Source organism: Salmonella sp. 2020_1395, assembly GCF_043848115.1.
Classification (GTDB): Bacteria; Pseudomonadota; Gammaproteobacteria; order Enterobacterales; family Enterobacteriaceae; genus Salmonella; species Salmonella enterica.
Genome location: NZ_JBCMFH010000004.1, coordinates 139,913 through 166,338, shown reverse-complemented (window position 1 = coordinate 166,338; position 26,426 = coordinate 139,913). Strand labels below are relative to the sequence as shown.

The following is a 26,426-nucleotide window of genomic DNA, read 5'->3' as shown; positions in this document are numbered from 1 at the left end:
TAACTTCGCCTATTATACACGGCGTGCGGCAAAAATGCCGCACATCACTGGTTATTGCGCCTTAAAGGTATGCAAACGGCTTGTTGCTTTGGCCAGACCCTCTTTGAACCACAATTCCGTACATCGTGCCGCTTCGTCAATGGCCTCATCAATTAATTTTTGTTCAGAAACAGGGGGTTTACCCAGCACGAAACCAACAACTTTATTTTTATCGCCTGGATGACCAATTCCAACGCGTAAGCGGTGAAAGTTGGGATTATTGCCCAGCTTGCTGATGATGTCTTTCAGACCATTGTGGCCGCCGTGGCCGCCGCCAAGTTTAAATTTCGCCACGCCCGGAGGGAGATCCAGCTCGTCGTGAGCGACCAAAATTTCGTCCGGCTGAATACGGTAAAAACTGGCCATTGCACCAACTGCTTTACCACTGAGGTTCATGAACGTGGTGGGTACCAGCAGGCGAACATCTTCCCCTTCCAGCGTGATGCGTGAGGTATAGCCAAAGAATTTAGGCTCTTCACGCAACGGCGCGCGCAGGCGCTCCGCCAGTAAATCGACGTACCATGCGCCTGCATTGTGTCGCGTCGCGGCATATTCCGCACCGGGATTCGCCAGACCAACAATCAATTTAATTGCCACGTTTTTTGTCCTGAGTAGATCCATAACTGGCGCGTAGTTTACTGTCTGTCTGCCCGCTTGACAAAACACAGCGGCACTCTGAAGTAAATTAAATAATTGCCAGCATTGATTATTAAAAATGTAAACTGTTCAGAGTGTTATTTGTAAAGTTTTGTTAAATGAAACTTTACATTTGTGATCGCACCCGCACTTACAAATGGAAGTGTTGTCTATACTTTACACATAAAGTTTAGGGGGATTTCCTAAAAACAACCCAAAAGTTCCGGAGGTGACATATGAAACGCAAAAACGCTTCGTTATTCGGTAACGTGCTGATGGGGTTGGGGCTGGTCGTGATGGTTGTCGGCGTGGGTTACTCTATTTTAAACCAACTGCCGCAGTTTAATTTGCCGCAATTTTTTGCGCATGGCGCAATACTGAGCATTTTTGTCGGGGCAGTTCTTTGGCTGGCGGGGGCTCGTGTAGGGGGGCATGAGCAGGTGAGCGACAAATATTGGTGGGTACGTCACTATGACAAACGTTGCCGCCGTAACGACAATCGTCGTCATAGCTAACCGGTTCAGGCCCGGTAAGCGTTATCGCCACCGGGCATTGTCCATTAACTGAGTAAATCCGCTAACGCCTCCGTCCTGTTCGGGAAGAAGGTCAGACGCCCAGGAATAGGTTTGATACCGGCACGCGCCATTGTGCGCAGCGGTTGGAACTCCAGATTACTGATACGCAATTCGCAACCCTCCGGCAGACGCTTCACAAAACGCTGAAAAGCATCAAGCCCGCCTGCATCCAGCACTGGTACTGCGTCCCATTTCAGAACGACGATACGTTTGCCCTTAATACGTGACTCAAGGTCAGTAAACAGCCCTTCCGCCGCGGCGAAAAAGAGCGGACCGATAACACGCAGCACCAGCACATCATCAGGCACATCGACATTGACCGGCGCAAGTCGAGTCATTCGCGCAATACGGCGCATAAACAGCAGGGAAGCAAGGACAATCCCCACGCTGATGGCGATGACCATATCAAACAGAACCGTTAATGACATGCACAGCAGCATAACGATGATGTCGTCTTTCGGCGCATGGCGTAACAGATCTACCACTTTATGGGCTTCACTCATATTCCATGCCACCATCAGCAGTAGCGCCGCCATCGCGGAAAGCGGCAGCCAGGAGAGTAGCGGGGCCAGGACCAGTAGCGCCAGAATGACCAGGATAGCGTGAATTACCGCCGAGATGGGAGAGGTCGCGCCAGCGCGGACGTTGGCGGCAGAGCGGGCAATCGCGGCGGTGGCGGTGATGCCGCCAAAGAACGGCGCGACCATATTCCCCAGTCCCTGGCCGATAAGTTCGCTGTTAGCTTTATGTTTGGTGCCGGTCATGCCGTCCAGCACGACGGCGCAGAGCAATGATTCGATTGCCCCCAGCATTGCCATCGAGAAGGCCGCTGGCAGCAGCGCGCGCAGTGAATCCCAGCTTAGCGTGAAATCGGAGCCAGGAAGACTCCACGGCAGCATCAGTTGCGGCAGGAGCTGCGGGATGCCGTTGCCCTGAGTGCCGTCAGCCAGAACATAATGGAACTGTGAGCCGATAGTCGCCACATTGCCGCCCAGCAGATTAACGATCCCCATCACGGCGCAACCAGCCAGCAGCGCGGGAAGATGTCCTGGCAGACGAATACCGAGACGCGGCCAGAAAATCAACGTTCCCAGCGTTACCACGCCAATGGCGGCATCGCCAATATTGACGGTGGGCAACGCCATAAACAGCGCGCCGACTTTCTGCAAATAGTGCTCTGGCACATGGGCCATCTGCAGACCAAGAAAATCTTTAATCTGCATGGTACCGATGGTAATACCAATCCCTGAGGTAAAACCCAACGTGACCGACACCGGGATATATTCAATCAATCGCCCCAGTCTCGCCAGGCCGAAAAGGATCAGGAAGAAGCCCGACATCAGCGTGGCGACCAGTAGGCCCGCCAGACCAAACTGTTGCGATACCGGATACAAAATCACCACAAACGCGGCGGTAGGGCCGGAAACGCTAAAGCGCGAGCCGCCGGTTAGCGCGATCACGATCCCGGCGACAGCGGAGGTATAGAGGCCATACTGCGGCGCAACGCCACTGCCAATTGCCAGCGCCATCGCCAGCGGGATAGCAATAATCCCGACGGTGATCCCGGCTATCACATCACGGGTGAACCGGGAGGCGGTATATTTTTCTTTCCAGCAAGCATCGATGAGAGCGCGGAAAGGCATCACATGTGAGGAAAATAATTTGTTCACAATAATGTTTCATCCATGAGCGCATCATCTGTCAACTAAATGGCAGGTGAAGGAGGCATAAGTCATACAAAAGGGTGTTACAGACAAAAAAACCCGCCGCAGCGGGTTTCAGATCCGGGTTCGATCAATGCTCGAACATGGCGGAAATCGATTCTTCGTTGCTGATACGGCGAATCGCTTCGGCCAGCATACCTGACAGGGTCAAAGTACGCACGTTCGGCAGCGCTTTGATTTCGTCGGTCAGCGGAATGGTGTCGCAGACAACGACTTCATCAATGACGGAGTTGCGCAGGTTGTTTGCCGCATTGCCTGAGAAGATCGGGTGCGTCGCGTAGGCAAACACGCGTTTAGCGCCACGTTCTTTCAATGCTTCTGCTGCTTTGCACAGAGTACCGCCGGTATCGATCATATCATCAACCAGCACGCAGTCACGGCCAGCGACGTCGCCGATGATGTGCATCACCTGAGAAACGTTCGCGCGCGGACGACGTTTATCAATGATAGCCATATCGGTATCGTTCAGCAGCTTAGCGATAGCGCGGGCACGAACCACGCCGCCAATATCCGGGGAAACCACGATCGGGTTATCCAGATTCAGTTGCAGCATATCTTCGAGCAGGATTGGGCTACCGAACACGTTATCAACCGGAACGTCAAAGAAGCCCTGGATCTGTTCAGCATGCAGATCTACGGTGAGAACGCGGTCAACGCCGACGCTGGACAGGAAGTCAGCGACAACTTTTGCGGTAATCGGCACACGGGCGGAACGTACGCGACGGTCCTGACGTGCATAGCCAAAGTAGGGGATAACGGCGGTGATACGACCTGCGGAAGCACGACGCAGGGCATCAACCATAACGACCAATTCCATCAGGTTGTCGTTGGTTGGGGCACAAGTGGACTGGATGATGAAAATATCACCACCGCGTACATTTTCGTTGATTTGTACGCTGACTTCGCCGTCGCTAAAGCGACCTACGGCGGCGTCGCCGAGAGAAGTGTACAGGCGGTTGGCAATACGTTGTGCTAGTTCCGGGGTGGCGTTACCAGCAAAAAGCTTCATATCAGGCACGAGAAGAACCTCAGGCATGCGTCCATTGGTGGAAAGAATCTGCCGAAAACTGTGCGGGCCAGGCAAAATCCTATCCAGGCGGTGTATTAAAGAGCGCGATGCAACGTCTGGAACAAGGTGACGTTGTCACCGAAGCTCAGCTTGCCCGGCTTACTCGTCTTCATTCACGTTTCATGTGCGCTGGTATCGATGCCTCACACCGGTCAAATACGGCATATATGACCGGCGATTCGTCATTTCGCCATCTTCCTGAAACCCGAATGCGTTAGAGTAACTCTCGATGCAATGGGGAGAGGTTGACACCCTTCGCCACAAAAGCATTGAGCCATTCCGGGGCTTGCTCAAGCACCTGGCGAGCACAAGACTCTGTATCGAATTCAGCAAAGACACAGGCCCCTGTCCCAGTCAGGCGCGACGGCGCGTATTCTAACAGCCAGGAAAGCGCCGCATCAACCTCGCGAAAACGTTTTCTTGCGATAACCTCGCAATCATTGCTGAATTCACATTTTAGTAACGTATCTATTGACCTTTTTGGCGTATTACGCGGCAATTGAGGATCTTTAAAGATAACCGGTGTGGGAATGCTTACGCCAGGGTGCGCGACCAGATACCATTTTTCCGGCGGATTCACCGGCGTTAATATTTCGCCTACGCCTTCGGCAAACGCGGCGTGGCCACGAACAAAGACCGGGACGTCGGCGCCGAGCGTCAGGCCGAGCGTCGCCAGTTCATCAATGGAAAGCCCGCATTGCCAAAGATGATTGAGCGCCACCAGAACGGTCGCGGCGTTAGATGAGCCGCCGCCCAGACCGCCGCCCATGGGAAGGCGCTTCTCAATGCTGATATCCGCGCCGCTTCCGGCGGGCAGGCGTCCACTCTCCGAGGCGGCTTTCATCAACAGCCGCGCGGCGCGGACGATCAGGTTGTCTTCATTTTCAACGCCGTTAACCGGCGTTAATAAATGGATTTCGCCATCGCGACGCGGTTCGATGTGGAGTGTGTCGCCATAATCCAGAAACTGAAACAGCGTCTGCAGCGTGTGGTAGCCGTCTGCACGCTGTCCGGTGATATATAAAAACAGGTTTAATTTTGCCGGAGAAGGCCAATGGGTCATCATTTCACAATCCAGTTATCCATTTTCAGCTTAATGCGCTGACTGCCGTCTGAAAGCTCCATATTGGCAGGCATGGCAGGCTGCGTTTTGCTGTCATAGCCACCGTAAACCACTTTCCAGTTTTTACCATCCTGGCGGTAGTTCACTTCGCTCAGGCGGTACTGGTCGTCCAGTTTGTAGTCGGTGGCATCGCCAGGCAGACCGAGGATCCACTGCCGCAGGCTGTTTAACGGAATCGGCATCCCGGTGAGTTTGCCGATCATCTCTTCGGCGTCATCGGCGGTATAACGCTGGCCTTTGTTATCCACCAACTGGACATTGCCTGGCTGGGCGTTAAGCTCCAGCTCGGTGCTGCCCAGCGGATTGGTGAGCAGCAGGCGATAGCGATCCTGTCCGGTCTGTTGCCAGAAGAAGCGCGCATAGACTTTCTGATCATCTGAGATGTAAGCAAAGGCGCCGCGCGTCTGGTATTGATTCAGATGACGCACCTCTTGCTGATGCTGGCGCCACTGAGGGGAATCCGGGCTCTTGCCCGGGCCTTTATGCCCAGGAAGCGTACAGGCGGTGAGAACCAGGCTTGCTAACGGCAGTAGACGAATCAGGCGAAAATCGGGCAGGGTCATAGTGATGACGAATCCTTGTGATACGGTGCAATAATTGCCTGATGGCGTTACGCTTATCAGGCCTGAAAACTGAACCTGCAGGCTGTAAAAACGTTCGCGCCGCGATTCGGCAAATTTTTGCTATCGGTTACAGTTATAGCCTTTAATGCTAGCGCCGCCTGGTGACATCGTCTACTTTCAAGTTGTCTTAAATCATCAAATTAGCGAGCGCTGCCAATTACTCCAAAAGGGGGCTCTCTCTTTTATTGACCACGCGCATCCTGTATGATGCAAGCAGACTAACCATATCAACGCTGGTACTACTCCCGCAGACATGACCCTTTTAGCGCTCGGTATTAACCATAAAACGGCACCTGTATCGCTGCGAGAACGCGTAACGTTTTCGCCGGACACGCTTGATCAGGCGCTGGACAGCCTGCTTGCGCAGCCAATGGTGCAGGGCGGGGTCGTGCTGTCAACCTGTAACCGTACAGAGCTGTATCTGAGCGTGGAAGAGCAGGATAACCTGCAAGAAGCGCTGATCCGCTGGTTATGCGATTACCATAACCTGAACGAGGACGATCTGCGCAACAGTCTGTACTGGCATCAGGACAATGACGCCGTCAGCCACCTGATGCGCGTCGCCAGCGGTCTGGATTCACTGGTGCTGGGCGAACCGCAAATCCTCGGTCAGGTGAAAAAAGCATTTGCGGATTCGCAAAAAGGTCACCTTAACGCCAGCGCGCTGGAGCGAATGTTTCAGAAGTCTTTTTCCGTCGCCAAGCGAGTGCGGACTGAAACCGATATCGGCGCCAGCGCCGTCTCCGTCGCGTTTGCCGCCTGTACGCTCGCCCGCCAAATCTTTGAATCGCTCTCGACGGTCACTGTACTGTTAGTTGGCGCGGGCGAAACCATTGAACTGGTGGCGCGTCACCTGCGCGAGCATAAAGTACAAAAGATGATTATCGCCAACCGAACCCGCGAGCGCGCGCAAGCCCTGGCGGATGAGGTTGGCGCTGAGGTTATCTCGCTCAGCGATATCGACGCCCGTTTGCAGGATGCCGATATTATCATCAGTTCGACCGCCAGCCCGCTGCCGATTATCGGTAAAGGCATGGTGGAGCGCGCATTAAAAAGCCGTCGCAACCAGCCGATGCTGCTGGTGGATATCGCCGTACCGCGCGACGTTGAGCCGGAAGTCGGCAAACTGGCGAACGCTTATCTTTATAGCGTCGATGATTTACAGAGCATCATTTCGCATAATCTGGCGCAGCGTCAGGCTGCGGCGGTAGAAGCGGAAACGATTGTTGAGCAGGAAGCCAGCGAGTTTATGGCCTGGCTACGCGCCCAGGGGGCTAGCGAGACCATTCGGGAATACCGTAGTCAGTCGGAGCAGATTCGTGACGAACTGACTACCAAAGCGCTGTCGGCCCTTCAACAGGGCGGTGATGCGCAAGCCATCTTGCAGGATCTGGCATGGAAACTGACCAACCGCCTGATTCATGCGCCAACGAAATCACTTCAACAGGCTGCCCGTGACGGGGATGACGAACGCCTGAATATTCTGCGCGACAGCCTCGGGCTGGAGTAGCAGCACACACCACACTTTTTTACAGGGTGAATTTACGCCTATGAAGCCTTCTATCGTTGCCAAACTGGAAGCCCTGCACGAACGCCATGAGGAAGTTCAGGCGTTGCTGGGCGATGCGGGAATTATCGCCGACCAGGACCGCTTTCGCGCATTGTCGCGCGAATATGCGCAATTAAGCGATGTTTCTCGCTGTTTTACGGACTGGCAACAGGTTCAGGACGATATCGAGACGGCTCAGATGATGCTCGACGATCCTGAAATGCGAGAAATGGCGCAGGAAGAACTGCGCGAAGCGAAAGAAAAAAGCGAACAACTGGAGCAACAGTTACAGGTACTGCTGCTGCCGAAAGATCCGGACGATGAACGAAACGCGTTCCTTGAAGTTCGCGCCGGTACCGGCGGCGACGAAGCCGCGCTGTTTGCCGGCGATCTGTTCCGCATGTACAGCCGTTATGCCGAAGCGCGCCGCTGGCGCGTGGAGATCATGAGCATGAGCGAAGGCGAGCATGGCGGTTATAAAGAGATCATCGCCAAAATCAGCGGCGACGGCGTGTATGGCCGACTGAAATTTGAGTCCGGCGGACACCGCGTACAGCGTGTTCCGGCGACCGAGTCGCAGGGGCGTATCCATACCTCCGCCTGTACCGTCGCCGTGATGCCGGAGCTGCCGGAAGCCGAGCTGCCGGATATTAACCCGGCGGATCTGCGCATTGATACGTTTCGTTCTTCCGGCGCGGGCGGTCAGCACGTTAACACCACCGACTCCGCTATCCGTATTACCCACTTGCCGACCGGCATCGTGGTGGAATGCCAGGACGAACGTTCGCAGCATAAAAACAAAGCGAAAGCGCTCTCGGTGCTCGGGGCGCGTATTCACGCCGCCGAAACGGCAAAACGCCAGCAGGCAGAGGCGTCAACGCGCCGCAACCTGCTTGGCAGCGGCGATCGCAGCGATCGTAACCGGACCTATAATTTCCCGCAGGGGCGCGTGACCGATCATCGTATTAATCTGACGTTATATCGCCTTGATGAAACGATGGAAGGTAAGCTGGATATGCTGATTGAGCCGATTGTTCAGGAACACCAGGCTGACCTGCTGGCCGCCTTATCCGAGCAGGAATAATGGATTTTCAGCACTGGCTGCATGAGGCGGTAAACCAGCTCCGGGACAGCGACAGCCCCCGGCGCGACGCCGAGATCCTGCTAGAGTATGTTACGGGCAAGGGGCGGACGTATATCATGGCCTTTGGCGAAACGCCGCTTACCGACGTCCAGCAACAACAGCTCGCGGATCTGCTGCAGCGGCGTAAACAGGGCGAACCTATTGCGTACCTGACGGGCTTACGCGAATTTTGGTCGCTGCCGCTCTTCGTTTCTCCCGCCACGCTAATCCCGCGCCCGGATACCGAATGTCTGGTTGAACAGGCGTTGGCGCAATTGCCGGTAAAAACCTGTCGTATTCTGGATTTAGGCACCGGAACCGGCGCGATTGCGCTGGCGCTGGCCTGCGAGCGACCGGATTGCGAGGTGACTGCGGTCGATCGTATGCCTGATGCGGTTGCGCTGGCGATACGCAACGCGGAACATTTGGCCATCCGGAATGTGCGTATACTGCAAAGTTGTTGGTTCAGCGCGCTATCGGGGCAGCAGTTCGACATGATTGTCAGCAATCCGCCCTACATTGACGCGCAGGACCCGCACCTTAGCGAAGGCGATGTACGCTTTGAACCGCGCTCGGCGTTGGTGGCGGACGAAAACGGTATGGCGGATCTTACGCATATTATCGATAACGCCCGCCAGATGTTAACGCCCGGCGGCTTCCTGCTGCTGGAACACGGTTGGCAGCAGGGCGAAGCGGTAAGAGCGGTTTTCAGGCGGTCTGGTTACATGGATGTAGAAACGTGTCGTGATTATGGTGGTAATGAACGTGTGACCTGCGGACGTTTTACGCCATGACAATTGCGATGCTGCTCACGCTTCATCTTATCTGTGTTGCGCTCTCCGTCAGTTTGTTTGTCGCTCGTTACTGGTGGCGCTATTGCGGCCATGCGTTGGCCGCCGCGCGCTGGACACGAATCGTGCCTCCCGTCATAGATACCCTGTTACTGCTTAGCGGTATTGGGTTAATCGTTAAAACGCACATCCTGCCATTCACGGAGTCGGGCTCATGGCTGACTGAAAAACTGTTTGGCGTTATCATCTACATCGTTTTGGGTTTTATTGCGCTTGATTATCGTCAGGCGCGCAGCCAGCAGGCGCGTTTTATCGCTTTCCCGCTGGCGCTGGTGGTGCTGTACATCATCATTAAACTCGCCACCACAAAAATACCGTTACTGGGGTAAGTCATGAGGTCGTTAGCTGATTTCGAATTTAACAATGCGCCGCTGTGTGATGGCATGATCCTGGCATCAGAGATGATTCGCCTGGATTTTCCCACGCAGTTTGTCTACGACGAACTGGAACGTCTGGTCAGTCTGGCGCAGGAAGAAATTAGCCAGCTCCTGTCTCAGGATGAGCAACTGGAAAAATTGCTGGCACTTTTTTACGGCGAGTGGGGGTTCACGGACTCCCGCGGCGTCTACCGTCTTTCTGATGCTTTATGGCTCGATAAAGTCCTGAAAAAACGCCAGGGGAGCGCGGTATCGTTGGGCGCTATTTTATTATGGATAGCAAACCGTCTTGATTTGCCGTTGGTGCCCGTTATCTTCCCAACGCAGTTGATTTTGCGTATTGAATCGCTGGAAGGGGAAATGTGGCTGATTAACCCGTTCAACGGTGAAACGCTTGATGAACATACTCTGGAAGTCTGGTTAAAAGGCAATATTAGTCCGGTCGCCGAGTTGTTTAACGAAGATTTGGACGAGGCGGATAACGCCGAAGTGATTCGTAAGCTACTGGATACGCTGAAATCCTCGCTGATGGAGGAACGGCAAATGGAGCTGGCGCTGCGCGTTAGCGAAGCATTGTTGCAATTTAACCCGGAAGATCCTTACGAAATCCGTGACCGCGGGTTGATCTACGCGCAGCTTGAGTGTGAACACGTTGCGCTGACTGATTTAAGCTACTTCGTTGAACAGTGTCCGGAAGACCCGATCAGCGAAATGATTCGTGCGCAGATCAACACCATTGCGCACAAGCAAATTGTTCTACATTAATTAACCGACATTTTACCTATAAGTGTAAGGCGATCCTATGAAACAAAAAGTGGTTAACATTGGCGACATTAAGGTGGCAAATGACCTGCCGTTTGTGCTGTTTGGCGGTATGAACGTGCTGGAGTCACGCGATCTGGCAATGCGCATTTGTGAGCACTACGTAACCGTTACCCAGAAGCTGGGTATTCCTTACGTGTTCAAGGCCTCTTTTGATAAAGCCAACCGTTCCTCTATTCACTCTTACCGTGGGCCGGGTCTGGAAGAAGGGATGAAAATCTTCCAGGAACTCAAGCAGACATTTGGCGTAAAAGTGATCACTGACGTCCATGAAGCCAGCCAGGCGCAGCCTGTGGCTGATGTGGTTGACGTGATTCAGCTCCCGGCGTTTCTGGCGCGCCAGACCGACCTGGTGGAAGCGATGGCGAAAACCGGCGCTGTGATTAACGTGAAAAAGCCGCAGTTCGTAAGCCCGGGTCAGATGGGCAATATCGTGGATAAGTTCCATGAGGGCGGTAACGATAAGGTGATTCTGTGCGACCGCGGCGCGAACTTCGGTTATGACAACCTGGTGGTGGATATGCTGGGCTTTAGCGTGATGAAAAAGGTCTCCGGCAACTCGCCGGTGATTTTCGACGTTACCCATGCGCTGCAATGCCGCGACCCATTTGGCGCTGCCTCGGGCGGTCGTCGTGGTCAGGTGACCGAGCTGGCGCGCGCCGGCATGGCTGTCGGTCTGGCGGGCCTGTTCCTGGAGTCGCATCCGGACCCGGCTAACGCGAAGTGCGACGGTCCTTCCGCACTGCCGCTGGCGAAACTGGAGCAGTTCCTGACCCAGATAAAAGCGATTGATGATTTGGTGAAAAGCTTCGACGAGCTGGATACAGAGAACTGATTGCGGTTTTTAGCTTGTGTAGGCCGGATAAGATACTATCCGGCTTTTTTATATCAGGCAAAAATCGTCATCAGATAGGCGGCAAATAAAGCCAGATGCGCCGCGCCGTTTAGCACGTTGGTGCGTCCGGTAGAGAACGAAATATGGCACAGCACTAACGAGGCCACCATCACTACCATTTCCGGCGCGCCTAAACCAAACACCAGATCATTACCTGTCGCCCAGGCGATGAGCGTGACGACCGGCACGGTTAATGAAATCGTCGCCAACACCGATCCGAAGAACAGATTCATTGCCCGCTGAACCTGATTATTCAGTACCGCCTTCAGCGCGCCCAGTCCTTCCGGCGAGAGAATTAACAACGCGACCAGGAAACCGGTAAAGGCGACCGGGGCGTTCATGCTGGACAGCAACGCCTCCAGCGGGCTGGCATTCATTTTGGTAACGGCAATGACCGCAATTAAATGAATGAGTAACCAGACCGTATGCCAGCCGCTACTGTGCGCGGAGGGTTTACCGTGGTGTGGATTGTCATCATCGCCTTCATCTTCATGTTCATAGATAAATAAGCTCTGGTGCGTTTTGGTTTGAATCAACAAAAATACGCCGTACATCGCGGCGGAAATTAACGCGACCAATAATGCCTGACCGGTAGAGAAATTGGCTTGCGGCAATGCCATTGGAAAAACCAGCACAATAATCGCCAGCGGAAACAGCGCGATAAGATACTGCTTAATCCCAAATAAATTCATATATTGCGTTGCGAATTTACGCCCGCCCAACAACAACGAGAAACCGACCAGTCCCCCGGTGACAATCATAATAATAGAGTAGAGCGTATCGCGCATAAGCGTTGGCGCAGCATCGCCGGTAGCCATCAGCGCGGAAATTAAACTCACCTCAAGAATAACGACGGACAGGCTTAAAATAAGCGATCCATAGGGTTCGCCGAGTCGGTGCGCTAATACATCGGCATGACGGACCACGCTAAACGCGCTGCTTAAAATACCAATAAGTGCAAGGATATTGATGCCAATAACCACTGGTAGTGACTGGCTGCTTCCCCAAAGGAACAGCACTACCAGCGCAAGAACCGGGAAAATAAGCGAAGTCTCCTTATGGCGGGTTTTCACCGCCTCACAGGCATGTGTCATGAGGGTCTCCCTTGTGCAGGTGTTAATATTTTGGAAAGAGTAAAGAAGGTAAAAATAGCAGAAATTTGTATTTTTTTAGTGGTTTTTTACGTAGTTTTACGGCGTAGACGATTTTTTTCTTTCAAGGTTACTAAAACAAGCATCTTGTTTTAACAGTGTTTAAATAACAAAAAGTTAATTTCCGTAAAAAGCAAAAATCCTCCTCGACTGGCGTAATAACTCATTGTTTACCACACTTAATGTTTTCCCTGAAGACGGAGGCGCTGATGCCGTATAAAGCCAAAAGTGATTTACCCGATAATGTGCGGAATGTTCTTCCAGCCCATGCCCAGGACATTTACAAAGAAGCGTTTAATAGCGCCTGGGAGCAATATAAAGATAAAGCCGATCGTCGTGATGACGCCAGTCGCGAGGAAACCGCACACAAAGTCGCCTGGGCGGCGGTTAAAAACGATTATGAAAAAGGCGAGGATGATAAATGGCATAAGAAAAAATAAACGCGGTATTACTCACGTGTTAGCCTGATTTTCTTGCCGGAAGTCTATCCTGACGCGGGAGCTTTTCCCGCGTACAGATTCAAAATGTCAGCACTTTGTCCGCCGCCAGCGTCCATTGCGCCAGCTCGACCAGCGTTCCGATTTCCACACCGTCAATCAGCGGCAGGGGAGTGATACCACGTCCGTCCGCACAGGTTTTGCATAATTTTACCGGTACGTTTTGCGCGGTCAGAATTTCCAGCATTTGCTGAATATTGTAGCCTTCGGCTGGTTTTTGACCGCGTAACCCTGCGGTTACGGCATCTGACATCAAAAACAGGCGTAAATCGAGATGGCTTTCCTGCTCGCGCAGCGCAATGGCCAGACGCAGGCTATTAAATAATGATTCGCTGCCGTAGGCGGCGCCGTTAGCGATAATGACGATATTTTGCATGGATAACCCTTCTCCTTGAGAAATTTTGTCGGCAATGGCGTTATGTTACCTCGGGAACCGGGTACCGCCAAATGCGTGGATAAAATCCCGGGACGCTCTGCGGAAAAAATAAGGATATTCCTGGAAGCACGAGAAAAGGCTGCAAAACCTGTCCGGACACGTTATGGTTTACTCTGATGCCATTCCTCTTATCTTTTGTTGTAGAAGTTGCCGACACGTTGAGCCGTATTGTTTTTCGTTCATTCTCACTCTCGCTTCTCTTGCTGGCTGCCAGCGGTACGATCTGTGCGCAGGCGCAAGATCCTTTCGATCAAAACCGTCTGCCGGATTTAGGCATGATGCCGGAATCCCACGAAGGGGAAAAGCATTTTGCCGAGATGGCCAAAGCGTTTGGCGAAGCCAGCATGAAAAATAACGATCTGGATACCGGTGAACAGGCGCGGCAATTCGCTTTCGGACAGGTACGCGATGTGGTCAGCGAGCAGGTTAACCAGCAGCTTGAAAGCTGGCTATCAGCCTGGGGCAGCGCCAGCGTGGATATTAACGTCGATAACGAAGGTCATTTTAACGGCAGTCGCGGAAGCTGGTTTATCCCTTTACAGGATAAACAGCGCTATCTGACCTGGAGCCAGCTTGGTCTTACGCAACAGACTGACGGACTGGTAAGCAACATTGGCGTAGGACAGCGCTGGGCGCAGGATGGCTGGCTTCTTGGCTATAATACCTTTTACGATAATCTGCTGGATGAAAATCTGCAGCGCGCCGGCTTTGGCGCGGAGGCGTGGGGAGAATATTTGCGTTTATCCGCCAACTATTACCAGCCTTTTGCCGACTGGCAGACGCATACGGCGACCTTAGAACAGCGAATGGCGCGCGGGTATGATATCAACGCGCAAATGCGGCTGCCGTTTTACCAGCATATCAATACCAGCGTTAGTCTGGAGCAGTACTTTGGCGATAGCGTGGATCTGTTTGACTCCGGAACGGGGTATCACAATCCTGTCGCGTTAAAACTGGGTCTCAACTATACGCCAGTACCTTTGCTTACCATGACCGCCCAGCACAAACAGGGCGAGAGCGGGGTCAGTCAAAATAACCTGGGGCTGACGCTTAACTACCGCTTCGGCGTGCCGCTCAAAAAGCAGCTTGCCGCCAGTGAAGTGGCGCAAAGCCAGTCATTACGCGGTAGCCGCTATGATACGCCGCAACGTAACTCGCTGCCGACAATGGAGTATCGGCAGCGTAAAACGTTAACGGTTTTTCTGGCGACGCCGCCCTGGGATCTTACGCCTGGTGAGACGGTTGCGTTAAAATTGCAGGTGCGCAGCGTGCACGGTATTCGTCATTTGAGCTGGCAGGGCGATACACAGGCATTAAGTTTGACGGCAGGAACGGACACCCGCAGTACCGAGGGCTGGACAATCATTATGCCGGCCTGGGATCACCGCGAAGGCGCGGCAAATCGCTGGCGTTTATCGGTGGTGGTTGAGGATGAAAAAGGTCAGCGTGTCTCTTCCAATGAGATCACGCTCGCGCTGACTGAACCGTTTATCACGATGCCGGACGATAATCCGCATTGGCAACCGTTCCAGGAGCAATAATTAAAAGATGCGTTCCTGATGCACCCAGACGGCGGCCTCCACGCGCGATTTCAGCTTCATTTTCTTGAGCATATGTTTCACGTGCACTTTGACCGTACTTTCGGTGATATCCAGACGTCGGGCAATCATCTTATTCGGCAATCCCTGCGCGATGAGCTTCAGAATATCGCGCTCACGCGGGGTGAGTTGCGTTACATCGCGATCGGTGGTGGCGCGGTTGGCCCGCAGGCTGGCCGCCAGTACCGGCGTTAACGCTTCACTTAATACCATTTCGCCGGCGGCGGCCTGTTGTAACGCTTTGAGCAAGTCCTCCGGCTCCATGTCTTTCAACAGATAACCATCCGCGCCGCGCTTTAGCGCCGTGACGACATCTTCTTCATGGTTGGATACGCTGAAAACGACAATACGTCCTGACAGCGCTTTTTCGCGTAATTTATCCAGCGTTTCGAGACCATTCATTCCCGGCATATTCAAATCAAGGAGGATCAGATCGGGATCGAGCGATTCCGCCAGGTCAATACCCTGCTCACCGTTGCTGGCTTCTCCGACCACGCTGATATCGGGCGCCATACTCACAAGCTGCTTTACACCCGTGCGTAGCATCGGATGGTCGTCAATTAACAGGATAGTTGCCGGTTCCTGATTATTCATGGGTATCTCCCTGGGTTTCTGTGAAGTTTGTTTCTGGAATAAAAGTAACAGTGACCTCTGTTCCGCCAGTCTCGCGTCGGCGTACCTGGCAATCGCCGCGCAAACTTTGCGCCCGATCGCGCATGATGATCATGCCGTAGTGATTACTGCGTTCGGCGTTTTCCGGGACGCCGCAGCCATTATCCTGCACTTTTAGTTTGACCTGTTTGCCACATTGCGTCACTGTCACCACCACATCGTCGGCATGAGAGTGTTTAAGGGCGTTGCTGAGGGCTTCCCTGGCAATTTGCAACAGGTGTATCGCCTGGTGTGAAGGCACCAGGCGGGGGGGAAGCTGATAATCCAGTTTTACCGTAAAGCCAAACCGGGCGCTGAACTCCTGGCAGCTTGCTTCCAGCGCCGGACGTAGCCCGGGTTCCGTCAACTGTAAGCGGAAAGTGGTTAACAGTTCGCGCAGTTGCGCCCAGGAGCAGTTCAGCTCATTGCGAATTTGGCTGAGTAACTCACGGCTGCTTTCCGGTAACACGTCGCCCTGCATTTGCAGGCAGCTCACCTGCATCTTCATACAAGAGAGCGACTGGGCAATAGAATCATGCAGTTCGCGGGCAATGGTGGCACGCTCTTCCATGACAATCAACTGCTGCTGGCGCTCCTGATGCCTGTCGAGCGCCAGAGTCGCGGTAAGCTGTTCAACCAGCGTGTCCACCAACTGTTGCTGATCGTGGCTGAGATGGCGTCCATAGGGCAGCGTCGCCAGCAAAATACCGTATTGGGTGTGAGAGTCGGTGAGCCGCCATTTTAAGGTGGTGCCGCCGTTAATCATCGGCAGGGCGCTACGTGGGCAAAGGTGGCAGCCTTTATCATCGCAACTGATGTCCGACTGACAGGTAAATTCCTGGTGATTATCTTCATCTTCCAGGTCATAGACTCGCAGCTCAATATCATGCAACTGGGTTAAATTTTGCAGGCCATTCAGTACCGGTGAAAGACGCTCACATAGCGGAGCCTGTGAATGCAGTCGGCGGTTGGCTTGCCACAAAAACGAGAGAATCTGGTTTTTATGTTCCAGACCGGCTGTTTTTTCCTGTACGCGCTGTTCCAGTACCGCATAACTTTCGGCCAGTTCTTCAGACATATTATTGAGCGCAGAACCCAACGCGGCCATCTCATTGCGTCCACTGATATTGGCACGTTGGGTAAAGTCGCGCTGACTGACGGCGCGCGCCATTGATAATAACTGTTTCCAGGGCTGCAAAAGGCGAACACGTAGCCAGATAATCGTAAATACCAGCAATAGCGCCATAAAGATCGCCATTACCCGGTGAACTAATACCACGCGTTCGATACGCAATTCAGTAGTATGGTCGAACGACGTCACCAGGCGATCCAGGCCCGCCACAAAGCGCGTGACATCTTCTGCGACCGCGTGCGCGTTTTGCGCGTGCTGTAGTCCTGGCGAGAGTTCGTTATGCCAGTAATCCTGCAACGCTTTAAGCTGCTTTTGCTGCCCGTCTCGCTCAGCGGCGCGGGTCAGTTCCGGGCTGAATGCCGTTTGCTCCATCTCATCCAGCAGCTTTTGATCTTTAGCATCCAGCGGGACAGCGGCCAGTAGTCGATAGCTTTGCATACGCAATGAGCCCGCTTTATTAATCGCATGAGCGCTACCCTGTACGCCCTGAACCAGCCAGCCGGAAACCGCCATCCCCGCCACGCCGATAGCGGTAGAGAGCATGACAATCAGCGCCAGTTGGTTAACCAGCGTAAGAGGAGAGAAACACCGTTTAAACATGTTACCTTCTTTCTTCGGGGTAATGTCGCCGAAAAAACGTAGCAAAAAAGAGGGGCGTCAATCGGCTGTGCCGCTATTCTCAACGATACAGCGGAGTATACCCATACCTATAACGAGTTACTCCTTAATTGCCGCCGTAGAGAGGTATCTGCGACGGGAAGGAGTAGACAGACACAGCATGGTGAAAAACCACAGCTTTTTTACCAAAATAGCCTACTCATTAAGGGTAATAACTATTTTTAGTCGCCGGTGATGACGACTTTTCCTTTGATTTATATCAACTTACCTTCGGCAGTAAACCCTAATGTGGCAGACATCAAATCAAGAATCAGAGGTGTCTATGAGTCACTCATCCGTCCCTGAAAGGGCAACTGGCGCTGTTATCACGGAATGGCGTCCGGAAGATCCGGCATTCTGGCAGCAGTGCGGCCATCGTGTCGCCAGCCGTAATTTGTGGATTTCTGTCCCGTGTTTACTGCTGGCGTTTTGCGTCTGGATGCTATTCAGCGCAGTGGCGGTGAACCTGCCGAAAGTGGGATTTAATTTTACGACCGATCAGCTCTTTATGTTGACTGCGCTGCCATCTGTTTCCGGCGCGCTGCTACGGGTGCCTTACTCCTTTATGGTGCCGCTATTTGGCGGACGTCGCTGGACAGCGTTCAGTACCGGTATCCTCATCGTGCCTTGCGTATGGTTAGGCTTTGCCGTTCAGGATACCAGTACGCCATTTAGCACTTTCATTATTATTTCCTTGCTGTGTGGTTTTGCCGGCGCGAACTTTGCCTCCAGTATGGCGAACATCAGCTTTTTCTTTCCTAAACAAAAGCAGGGCGGCGCGCTGGGTCTGAACGGTGGTCTGGGCAATATGGGCGTGAGCGTGATGCAGCTGGTTGCGCCGCTGGTGGTTTCGCTCTCTATCTTTGCCGCCTTTGGCAGCCACGGTGTAGAGCAGCCGGACGGTTCTCAGCTCTATCTGGCGAACGCAGCCTGGATTTGGGTGCCTTTCCTGGCCATTTTTACGCTGGCGGCGTGGTTCGGCATGAACGAACTGGCGACCTCTAAGGCCTCGCTAAAAGAGCAACTGCCGGTGCTCAAACGTGGTCATCTGTGGATCATGAGTCTGCTGTATCTGGCGACCTTCGGATCGTTTATCGGTTTCTCCGCGGGGTTCGCTATGCTGTCTAAAACGCAATTCCCGGATGTGCAGATCCTGCATTATGCGTTTTTCGGTCCGTTTATCGGCGCGCTGGCGCGTTCGGCAGGCGGCGCAATTTCTGACCGTCTGGGGGGGACTCGCGTCACGCTTATCAACTTTGTCCTGATGGCGATTTTCAGCGGTCTGCTGTTCCTGACATTACCTACTGGCGGCGTTGGCGGTAGCTTTATCGCGTTCTACGGGGTATTTCTGGCGCTGTTCCTGACGGCTGGGTTGGGGAGTGGTTCTACCTTCCAGATGATCTCCGTTATCTTCCGTAAACTGACGATGGACCGGGTAAAAGCGGAAGGCGGGTCGGACGAAAGAGCCATGCGTGAAGCGGCGACCGATACGGCGGCGGCGCTGGGCTTTATTTCCGCGATTGGCGCGATTGGCGGCTTTTTTATTCCGAAAGCGTTTGGTTCATCTTTAGCATTAACCGGTTCTCCAGTCGGCGCGATGAAGGTCTTTCTTATTTTCTATATCGCCTGCGTCGTTATTACCTGGGCGGTATATGGACGTCATTCTAAAAATAAAAAGTAACTTTTGATTATCCTTTGCGCGGCGTTAGACCGCGCTTTTTTTTACCTGCATTTAGTTACAACATACTTATAGTCAAAAAGAGAGGCTCGACAGGGCTGACCACGCACATCTTTATCGGTCATCCAGGGGGATACCCCTTAATACCCACTTGTTGAAAATTTAACATTCATGTCGTGCGTAAATTTAATTTTATGTAATTAAATCAGTAATATATATAAATAAAACTCCTCCTCCAAAAGGAGTATGCAGGAGGTTTGCGCGCCATTTGCATCCCTGTCCGCCTTGATCGTTATCAATTCTCACGCCCATTCAGCGCGTTACCTTCGCCCTTAGTTAAGCAATGTCGATTTATCAGAGAGCCGTAAGGTTCCACACAGGAGAAACCCGATGAGTAAATTCCTGGACCGGTTTCGCTACTTCAAGCAGAAGGGCGAAACCTTTGCCGATGGGCACGGCCAGCTTCTCGAAACAAACCGGGACTGGGAGGACGGATACCGCCAACGTTGGCAGCATGACAAAATTGTGCGCTCAACCCATGGGGTGAACTGCACCGGTTCTTGTAGCTGGAAAATTTATGTCAAAAATGGTCTGGTGACCTGGGAAACACAGCAAACCGATTACCCGCGCACCCGTCCTGATATGCCAAACCATGAACCTCGCGGCTGCCCGCGCGGGGCAAGTTACTCCTGGTATCTCTACAGCGCTAACCGACTGAAATATCCGCTAATGCGCAAACGTCTGATGAAGATGTGGCGCGAGGCGAAAAAACTGCATCGCGATCCGGTAGAGGCATGGGCCTCAATTATTGAAGATGCCGATAAAGCCAAAAGCTTCAAACAGGCGCGTGGTCGTGGCGGCTTTGTTCGCTCCTCATGGCAGGAAGTGAACGAGCTGATCGCCGCTTCCAACGTGTACACCGTGAAAACCTATGGCCCTGACCGCGTCGCGGGCTTCTCACCCATCCCGGCGATGTCGATGGTCTCCTACGCTTCCGGCGCACGTTATCTTTCGCTGATTGGCGGTACCTGCCTGAGCTTCTACGACTGGTACTGCGACCTGCCGCCAGCCTCCCCGCAAACCTGGGGCGAGCAGACCGACGTGCCGGAATCCGCTGACTGGTACAATTCCAGCTATATTATCGCCTGGGGCTCTAACGTGCCGCAAACCCGTACGCCGGATGCCCACTTCTTTACCGAAGTACGTTACAAAGGCACTAAAACCGTCGCGGTGACGCCGGACTATGCCGAAATCGCCAAACTGTGCGATCTGTGGCTGGCACCGAAGCAGGGGACCGATGCGGCGATGGCGCTGGCGATGGGCCACGTCATGCTGCGCGAATTCCACCTCGACAACCCGCGCCAGTACTTCACCGATTATGTCCGTCGCTATACCGACATGCCAATGCTGGTGATGCTTGAAGAGCGTGATGGTTATTATGCCGCAGGTCGTATGCTGCGCGCTGCCGATCTCGTTGATTCGCTGGGGCAGGAAAATAACCCGGAATGGAAAACCGTCGCCATTAACAGCAACGGTGAAATGGTGGCGCCAAACGGTTCAATTGGTTTCCGCTGGGGCGAAAAAGGCAAATGGAACCTCGAACAGCGCGACGGGACTACCGGTGCAGAAACTGAATTGCAGCTCAGCTTGCTGGGCAGCCAGGATGAGATTGCTGACGTGGGCTTCCCGTATTTCGGCGGCGAAGGTTCAGAGTACTTTAATCATGTGGCGCTGGATAACGTCCTGCTGCATAAATTGCCGGTTAAACGTCTGCAACTGGCCGATGGTTCTTCAGCGTTAGTCACTACCGTGTATGACCTGACCATGGCGAACTATGGTCTGGAACGCGGCCTCAACGATGAAAATTGTGCCGCCAGTTATGATGATACCAAAGCGTATACGCCAGCATGGGCCGAGCAGATCACCGGCGTGCCGCGGGCGCAGATCATCCGTATCGCACGGGAGTTCGCCGATAACGCGGACAAAACGCACGGGCGTTCAATGATTATCGTTGGCGCCGGTCTGAACCACTGGTATCACCTCGATATGAACTATCGCGGGCTGATCAATATGTTGGTGTTCTGTGGTTGCGTTGGTCAGAGCGGTGGCGGCTGGGCGCACTACGTCGGCCAGGAAAAACTGCGTCCGCAGACCGGCTGGCAGCCGCTGGCGTTTGCCCTTGACTGGCAGCGTCCGGCGCGTCACATGAACAGCACCTCTTACTTCTATAACCACTCCAGCCAGTGGCGCTACGAGACGGTGACCGCCGAGGAATTACTGTCGCCGATGGCGGACAAATCTCGCTATAGCGGTCATCTGATTGACTTCAATGTGCGCGCCGAGCGTATGGGCTGGTTGCCGTCAGCGCCGCAGTTAGGCACCAACCCGCTGTACATTGCGCGTGAAGCGGAAAAAGCCGGTATGACGCCGGTAGACTATACCGTCAAATCCCTGAAAGAGGGTTCGATTCGCTTTGCCGCCGAGCAGCCGGAAAACGGTAAAAACCACCCGCGTAACCTGTTCATCTGGCGTTCTAACCTGCTTGGGTCTTCCGGTAAAGGCCATGAGTACATGCTGAAGTATCTGCTGGGTACTGAGCATGGTATTCAGGGGCTGGATCTGGGTAAACAGGGCGGTGTGAAGCCGGAAGAAGTGGAGTGGCGTGACAATGGTCTGGACGGCAAACTGGATCTGGTGGTGACGCTGGACTTCCGCCTGTCGAGCACCTGCCTGTACTCCGATATCGTACTGCCGACCGCCACCTGGTATGAAAAAGACGATATGAATACCTCGGATATGCATCCGTTTATTCATCCGCTGTCTGCCGCCGTAGATCCGGCCTGGGAATCGAAAAGCGACTGGGAAATCTACAAAGGCATTGCGAAGAAATTCTCCGAAGTCTGTGTAGGCCACCTGGGTAAAGAGACTGACGTCGTGACGCTGCCGATCCAGCACGATTCTGCCGCTGAACTGGCGCAGCCGCTGGACGTGAAAGACTGGAAAAAAGGCGAATGCGATCTGATTCCAGGGAAAACCGCGCCGCACATCATGACCGTCGAGCGCGATTACCCGGCGACTTACGAACGCTTTACCTCTATCGGCCCGCTGATGGAGAAAATCGGCAACGGCGGGAAAGGGATTGCCTGGAACACGCAGAGCGAAATGGACTTGCTGCGTAAGCTCAATTACACCAAAGCGGACGGTCCGGCGAAAGGTCAGCCGATGCTCAACACGGCGATTGACGCGGCAGAGATGATCCTGACGTTAGCGCCGGAAACCAACGGTCAGGTGGCGGTGAAAGCCTGGGCGGCGCTGAGCGAGTTTACCGGTCGCGACCATACGCATCTGGCAACCAATAAAGAAGAAGAGAAAATCCGCTTCCGCGATATTCAGGCCCAGCCGCGCAAAATTATCTCCAGCCCGACCTGGTCTGGTCTGGAAGATGAGCACGTTTCTTATAACGCCGGTTATACCAACGTTCACGAGCTGATCCCGTGGCGTACGCTGTCTGGTCGCCAACAGTTGTATCAGGATCACCAGTGGATGCGCGACTTTGGCGAAAGTCTGCTGGTGTATCGCCCACCGATCGACACCCGCTCGGTGAAAGCGGTGATGGGGCGTAAATCCAACGGTAATCCGGAGAAGGCGCTCAACTTCCTGACGCCGCACCAGAAATGGGGTATCCACTCGACCTACAGCGATAACCTGTTGATGCTGACCTTGTCGCGTGGCGGCCCGATTGTATGGATGAGCGAAACCGACGCCAAAGAGCTGGGCATTGAAGATAACGATTGGATCGAAGTCTTCAACAGCAACGGCGCATTGACCGCACGCGCAGTGGTCAGCCAGCGTGTACCGGCGGGTATGACCATGATGTACCACGCGCAGGAACGTATCGTAAACCTGCCGGGGTCGGAAATTACCCAGCAGCGCGGCGGTATTCATAACTCGGTGACACGCATTACGCCGAAACCGACCCATATGATCGGCGGCTATGCGCAGTTAGCCTACGGCTTTAACTACTACGGTACCGTCGGCTCCAACCGCGATGAGTTTGTGGTGGTACGTAAGATGAAGAACATTAACTGGTTGGATGGCGAAGGCAATGACCAGGTACAGGAGAGCGTAAAATGAAAATTCGTTCACAAGTCGGCATGGTGCTGAATCTCGATAAGTGCATCGGCTGTCATACCTGTTCAGTCACCTGTAAAAACGTCTGGACCAGTCGCGAAGGTATGGAATACGCGTGGTTTAACAACGTAGAAAGTAAGCCTGGCGTTGGTTTTCCGAATGACTGGGAAAATCAGGAAAAATGGAAAGGTGGCTGGATCCGCAAAATCAACGGCAAACTACAGCCGCGCATGGGCAACCGGGCGCTGCTGCTGGGTAAAATCTTCGCTAACCCGCATCTGCCGGGTATCGACGACTACTACGAGCCGTTTGATTACGACTACCAGAACCTGCATACCGCGCCGGAAAGCAAACATCAGCCGATCGCGCGTCCACGCTCGCTGATTACCGGCCAGCGGATGGACAAAATTACCAGCGGGCCAAACTGGGAAGAGATTCTGGGCGGCGAGTTCGAAAAACGCGCCAAAGATCAGAATTTCGAAAACATGCAGAAGGCGATGTACGGCCAGTTCGAAAACACCTTCATGATGTACCTGCCGCGCCTGTGCGAGCACTGTCTCAACCCGGCGTGCGTGGCGACCTGCCCGAGCGGCGCGATTTATAAGCGTGAAGAAGATGGCATCGTGCTGATCGACCAGGACAAGTGCCGCGGCTGGCGGATGTGCATCACCGGCTGCCCGTACAAGAAGATTTACTTCAACTGGAAGAGCGGCAAGTCCGAGAAATGCATCTTCTGCTACCCGCGTATCGAAGCCGGTCAGCCGACCGTTTGCTCGGAAACCTGCGTGGGCCGTATCCGTTATCTTGGCGTACTGCTGTATGACGCCGATGCCATTGAAAGCGCCGCCAGTACGGAAAACGAAAAAGATCTGTACCAGCGTCAACTGGACGTGTTCCTCGATCCGAACGATCCGGCTGTCATTGAACAGGCGCTGAAGGACGGCGTGCCGCAGAGCGTGATCGATGCGGCGCAGCAATCGCCAGTGTACAAAATGGCGATGGACTGGAAGCTGGCGCTGCCGCTGCATCCGGAATACCGCACGCTGCCGATGGTCTGGTACGTGCCGCCTTTGTCACCGATTCAGTCTGCCGCCGACGCGGGTGAACTGGGCAGCAACGGTATTCTGCCGGATGTAGACAGTCTGCGTATCCCGGTGCAGTACCTGGCGAACCTGTTGACCGCTGGCGACACCCAGCCGGTACTGTTGGCGCTGAAACGGATGCTGGCGATGCGTCACTACAAACGTGCGGAAACCGTAGACGGTAAAGTGGATACCCGCGCGCTGGAAGAGGTGGGTTTAAGCGAAGCCCAGGCGCAGGAAATGTATCGTTACCTGGCAATTGCTAATTATGAAGATCGCTTTGTGGTGCCGAGCAGCCATCGTGAACTGGCGCGTGACGCATTCCCGGAGAAAAGCGGTTGTGGCTTTACCTTCGGCGATGGTTGCCACGGGTCTGATACCAAATTCAATCTGTTCAACAGCCGCCGAATCGACGCTGTTGATGTGACCAGCAAAACGGAGCCGCACGCATGATTGAACTCGTCATTGTTTCGCGTCTGCTCGAGTACCCGGATGCTGCCCTGTGGCAGCATCAGCAGGAGTTGTTCGATGCGCTCGCGTCATCTGAGAACCTGGATAAAGAGGATGCCCAGACTCTGGGCGTTTTCCTGCGCGATTTAACCGCGCAGGACCTGCTGGATGTACAGGCCGCCTACAGCGAACTGTTTGACCGTGGTCGCGCCACATCGCTGCTGCTGTTTGAACATGTACACGGGGAATCCCGCGATCGCGGTCAGGCGATGGTTGACCTGATGGCACAGTATGAGCAGCACGGTTTGCAGCTCGACAGCCGCGAACTTCCCGATCATCTGCCGCTGTATCTGGAATACCTTGCGCAATTGCCGAAAAGCGAAGCGTTAGGGGGTTTACAGGATATCGCGCCGATTCTGGCGCTGCTCAGCGCACGTTTGCAACAGCGTGACAGCCGTTATGCGGTGCTGTTCGATCTGCTGTTAAAACTGGCGAATACCGTTATCGACAGCGACAAAGTGGCTGAAAAAATTGCGAATGAAGCACGTGATGATACCCCACAAGCGCTGGATGCGGTCTGGGAAGAAGAGCAGGTGAAATTCTTCGCCGATCAAGGGTGTGGCGAGTCGGAAATCTCCGCTCACCAGCGTCGTTTTGCCGGGGCCGTGGCGCCGCAATATCTGAATATCACCACCGGAGGACAGCACTAATGCACTTCCTGAATATGTTCTTCTTTGATATCTACCCGTACATTGCCGGATCGGTATTTCTGATCGGTAGCTGGTTACGTTACGACTACGGTCAGTACACCTGGCGGGCGGCTTCCAGTCAGATGCTGGATCGCAAAGGAATGAACCTGGCGTCAAACCTGTTCCACATTGGGATTCTGGGTATTTTCGCCGGTCACTTCCTGGGCATGTTAACGCCGCACTGGATGTATGAAGCTTTTCTGCCGGTCGACGTGAAGCAGAAGATGGCGATGATTGCCGGCGGCGCCTGCGGCGTGCTGACGCTGGTTGGCGGTATTTTACTGCTCAAGCGTCGTCTGTTTAGCCCACGTGTCCGCGCCACCACTACCGGCGCAGATATTTTGATTCTCTCGCTGCTGGTGATTCAGTGCGCGCTGGGCCTGCTGACCATTCCGTTCTCCGCCCAGCATATGGACGGGAGTGAAATGATGAAGCTGGTCGGGTGGGCGCAGTCAGTTGTGACCTTCCACGGTGGCGCATCCGCACATCTGGATGGTGTAGCCTTTATCTTCCGTATGCACCTGGTACTGGGGATGTCGCTGTTCCTGTTGTTCCCATTCTCGCGCCTGGTGCATATCTGGAGCGTGCCGGTCGAGTACCTGACCCGCAAGTATCAGATTGTACGTGCGCGTCACTGATTTGCTCTCGATGCCCTAAACTCCGCTTCGGCGGAGTTTTTTTATGGCTGTTTGCCGGAGTGCGGCATAAATGCCTTATCGACCGCCGCCTTGTTTCGTTTACAGCGGATTTGCCATGTCTGGCATCTGAATCCGGACTCTTTGTTTCTGAGTTTATTCAGCATCTGTGC

At 53.8% G+C, this 26,426-nt stretch carries 23 protein-coding genes; 14 read left to right on the top strand and 9 right to left on the bottom strand.

Annotation, left to right across the window (positions count from 1 at the left end; genetic code table 11):
- Positions 1-51: 51 nt before the first annotated feature.
- Positions 52-636, bottom strand: a complete 585-nt coding sequence (gene pth, locus ACH0WD_RS08125; RefSeq protein ID WP_000985595.1) for an aminoacyl-tRNA hydrolase — start codon at positions 634-636, stop codon at positions 52-54.
- A 275-nt stretch (positions 637-911) separates the two neighbouring features.
- On the opposite strand from pth, the gene ychH reads away from it, so the two are divergent.
- Complete coding sequence (gene ychH / locus ACH0WD_RS08120) at positions 912-1,190, top strand: stress-induced protein YchH (RefSeq protein WP_000823878.1); 279 nt, start codon at positions 912-914, stop codon at positions 1,188-1,190.
- A 44-nt stretch (positions 1,191-1,234) separates the two neighbouring features.
- On the opposite strand, the gene dauA is transcribed toward ychH, so the two are convergent.
- From dauA to lolB, 4 genes are all read right to left on the bottom strand, one after another.
- The gene (dauA, locus tag ACH0WD_RS08115) at positions 1,235-2,920 is read right to left on the bottom strand and encodes a C4-dicarboxylic acid transporter DauA (RefSeq protein ID WP_001037181.1); all 1,686 of its coding nucleotides are present in this window, start codon (positions 2,918-2,920) and stop codon (positions 1,235-1,237) included.
- A gap of 124 nt (positions 2,921-3,044) precedes the next feature.
- Positions 3,045-3,992 carry a ribose-phosphate diphosphokinase gene (prs, locus tag ACH0WD_RS08110; protein WP_001518537.1) on the bottom strand — a complete coding sequence of 316 codons (948 nt, stop codon included), beginning with the start codon at positions 3,990-3,992 and terminating at the stop codon, positions 3,045-3,047.
- Positions 3,993-4,257: 265 nt separating this feature from the next.
- Positions 4,258-5,109 carry a 4-(cytidine 5'-diphospho)-2-C-methyl-D-erythritol kinase gene (gene ispE, locus ACH0WD_RS08105; protein ID WP_000988257.1) on the bottom strand — a complete coding sequence of 284 codons (852 nt, stop codon included), beginning with the start codon at positions 5,107-5,109 and terminating at the stop codon, positions 4,258-4,260.
- Positions 5,106-5,729 carry a lipoprotein insertase outer membrane protein LolB gene (gene lolB / locus ACH0WD_RS08100; protein WP_000174484.1) on the bottom strand — a complete coding sequence of 208 codons (624 nt, stop codon included), beginning with the start codon at positions 5,727-5,729 and terminating at the stop codon, positions 5,106-5,108. The genes ispE and lolB overlap by 4 nt, the downstream gene beginning before the upstream one ends.
- Positions 5,730-6,042: 313 nt before the next feature.
- Between lolB and hemA the strand changes: the two genes are divergently transcribed.
- Genes hemA through kdsA form a run of 6 tightly spaced genes read left to right on the top strand, consistent with a single transcriptional unit; the run spans position 6,043 to position 11,346 of the window.
- Positions 6,043-7,299: a glutamyl-tRNA reductase gene (gene hemA, locus ACH0WD_RS08095; RefSeq protein ID WP_000173208.1), complete on the top strand. Its 1,257-nt coding sequence runs from the start codon at positions 6,043-6,045 to the stop codon at positions 7,297-7,299.
- Between the two features lie 40 nt (positions 7,300-7,339).
- Positions 7,340-8,422 carry a peptide chain release factor 1 gene (prfA, locus tag ACH0WD_RS08090; RefSeq protein ID WP_000804703.1) on the top strand — a complete coding sequence of 361 codons (1,083 nt, stop codon included), beginning with the start codon at positions 7,340-7,342 and terminating at the stop codon, positions 8,420-8,422.
- Complete coding sequence (gene prmC / locus ACH0WD_RS08085; protein WP_000347305.1) at positions 8,422-9,255, top strand: peptide chain release factor N(5)-glutamine methyltransferase; 834 nt, start codon at positions 8,422-8,424, stop codon at positions 9,253-9,255. Before prfA ends, prmC begins: the two co-directional genes overlap by 1 nt.
- The gene (gene sirB2, locus ACH0WD_RS08080; protein ID WP_000150667.1) at positions 9,252-9,641 is read left to right on the top strand and encodes an invasion regulator SirB2; all 390 of its coding nucleotides are present in this window, start codon (positions 9,252-9,254) and stop codon (positions 9,639-9,641) included. The genes prmC and sirB2 overlap by 4 nt, the downstream gene beginning before the upstream one ends.
- Positions 9,642-9,644: 3 nt before the next feature.
- On the top strand, positions 9,645-10,454 hold the full coding sequence (sirB1, locus tag ACH0WD_RS08075) for an invasion regulator SirB1 (protein ID WP_001257065.1): 810 nt from the start codon (positions 9,645-9,647) through the stop codon (positions 10,452-10,454).
- Positions 10,455-10,491: 37 nt separating this feature from the next.
- Positions 10,492-11,346 (top strand): 3-deoxy-8-phosphooctulonate synthase, encoded by an 855-nt coding sequence (gene kdsA / locus ACH0WD_RS08070; protein ID WP_000811046.1) that lies wholly within the window; start codon positions 10,492-10,494, stop codon positions 11,344-11,346.
- Positions 11,347-11,399: 53 nt separating this feature from the next.
- Here the strand turns inward: kdsA and chaA are convergent, their stop codons facing one another.
- Positions 11,400-12,500: a sodium-potassium/proton antiporter ChaA gene (gene chaA, locus ACH0WD_RS08065; protein WP_000148416.1), complete on the bottom strand. Its 1,101-nt coding sequence runs from the start codon at positions 12,498-12,500 to the stop codon at positions 11,400-11,402.
- Between the two features lie 266 nt (positions 12,501-12,766).
- Here chaA and chaB point away from each other — a divergent pair, with 266 nt between their 5' ends.
- On the top strand, positions 12,767-12,997 hold the full coding sequence (gene chaB / locus ACH0WD_RS08060) for a putative cation transport regulator ChaB (RefSeq protein WP_001146392.1): 231 nt from the start codon (positions 12,767-12,769) through the stop codon (positions 12,995-12,997).
- Between the two features lie 79 nt (positions 12,998-13,076).
- Here the strand turns inward: chaB and ACH0WD_RS08055 are convergent, their stop codons facing one another.
- Positions 13,077-13,430, bottom strand: coding sequence for a DsrE/DsrF/TusD sulfur relay family protein (locus ACH0WD_RS08055; protein ID WP_001179794.1), 354 nt, complete (start codon positions 13,428-13,430; stop codon positions 13,077-13,079).
- A 176-nt stretch (positions 13,431-13,606) separates the two neighbouring features.
- Between ACH0WD_RS08055 and ACH0WD_RS08050 the strand changes: the two genes are divergently transcribed.
- Positions 13,607-15,031, top strand: a complete 1,425-nt coding sequence (locus tag ACH0WD_RS08050) for a YchO/YchP family invasin (RefSeq protein ID WP_001116345.1) — start codon at positions 13,607-13,609, stop codon at positions 15,029-15,031.
- On the opposite strand, the gene narL is transcribed toward ACH0WD_RS08050, so the two are convergent.
- Together narL and narX are read right to left on the bottom strand one after the other, a co-directional pair.
- Positions 15,032-15,682 carry a two-component system response regulator NarL gene (gene narL / locus ACH0WD_RS08045; protein WP_001064598.1) on the bottom strand — a complete coding sequence of 217 codons (651 nt, stop codon included), beginning with the start codon at positions 15,680-15,682 and terminating at the stop codon, positions 15,032-15,034. It abuts the gene before it with no gap.
- Positions 15,675-17,471 (bottom strand): nitrate/nitrite two-component system sensor histidine kinase NarX, encoded by a 1,797-nt coding sequence (gene narX, locus ACH0WD_RS08040; RefSeq protein WP_000476244.1) that lies wholly within the window; start codon positions 17,469-17,471, stop codon positions 15,675-15,677. Before narX ends, narL begins: the two co-directional genes overlap by 8 nt.
- A 340-nt stretch (positions 17,472-17,811) precedes the next feature.
- Between narX and narK the strand changes: the two genes are divergently transcribed.
- From narK to narI, 5 genes are all read left to right on the top strand, one after another.
- A complete protein-coding gene (narK, locus tag ACH0WD_RS08035; RefSeq protein WP_000019864.1) occupies positions 17,812-19,209 on the top strand; it encodes a nitrate transporter NarK in 1,398 nt (465 codons plus the stop codon).
- A 387-nt stretch (positions 19,210-19,596) separates the two neighbouring features.
- On the top strand, positions 19,597-23,340 hold the full coding sequence (locus ACH0WD_RS08030; RefSeq protein WP_000032891.1) for a nitrate reductase subunit alpha: 3,744 nt from the start codon (positions 19,597-19,599) through the stop codon (positions 23,338-23,340).
- Positions 23,337-24,872, top strand: coding sequence for a nitrate reductase subunit beta (gene narH, locus ACH0WD_RS08025; RefSeq protein ID WP_000702629.1), 1,536 nt, complete (start codon positions 23,337-23,339; stop codon positions 24,870-24,872). The genes ACH0WD_RS08030 and narH overlap by 4 nt, the downstream gene beginning before the upstream one ends.
- Positions 24,869-25,579 carry a nitrate reductase molybdenum cofactor assembly chaperone gene (gene narJ, locus ACH0WD_RS08020; RefSeq protein WP_000571667.1) on the top strand — a complete coding sequence of 237 codons (711 nt, stop codon included), beginning with the start codon at positions 24,869-24,871 and terminating at the stop codon, positions 25,577-25,579. The genes narH and narJ overlap by 4 nt, the downstream gene beginning before the upstream one ends.
- Entirely contained in the window at positions 25,579-26,256 is a 678-nt protein-coding gene (narI, locus tag ACH0WD_RS08015; protein WP_000545593.1) for a respiratory nitrate reductase subunit gamma, read from the top strand. Before narJ ends, narI begins: the two co-directional genes overlap by 1 nt.
- Positions 26,257-26,426 lie beyond the last annotated feature (170 nt).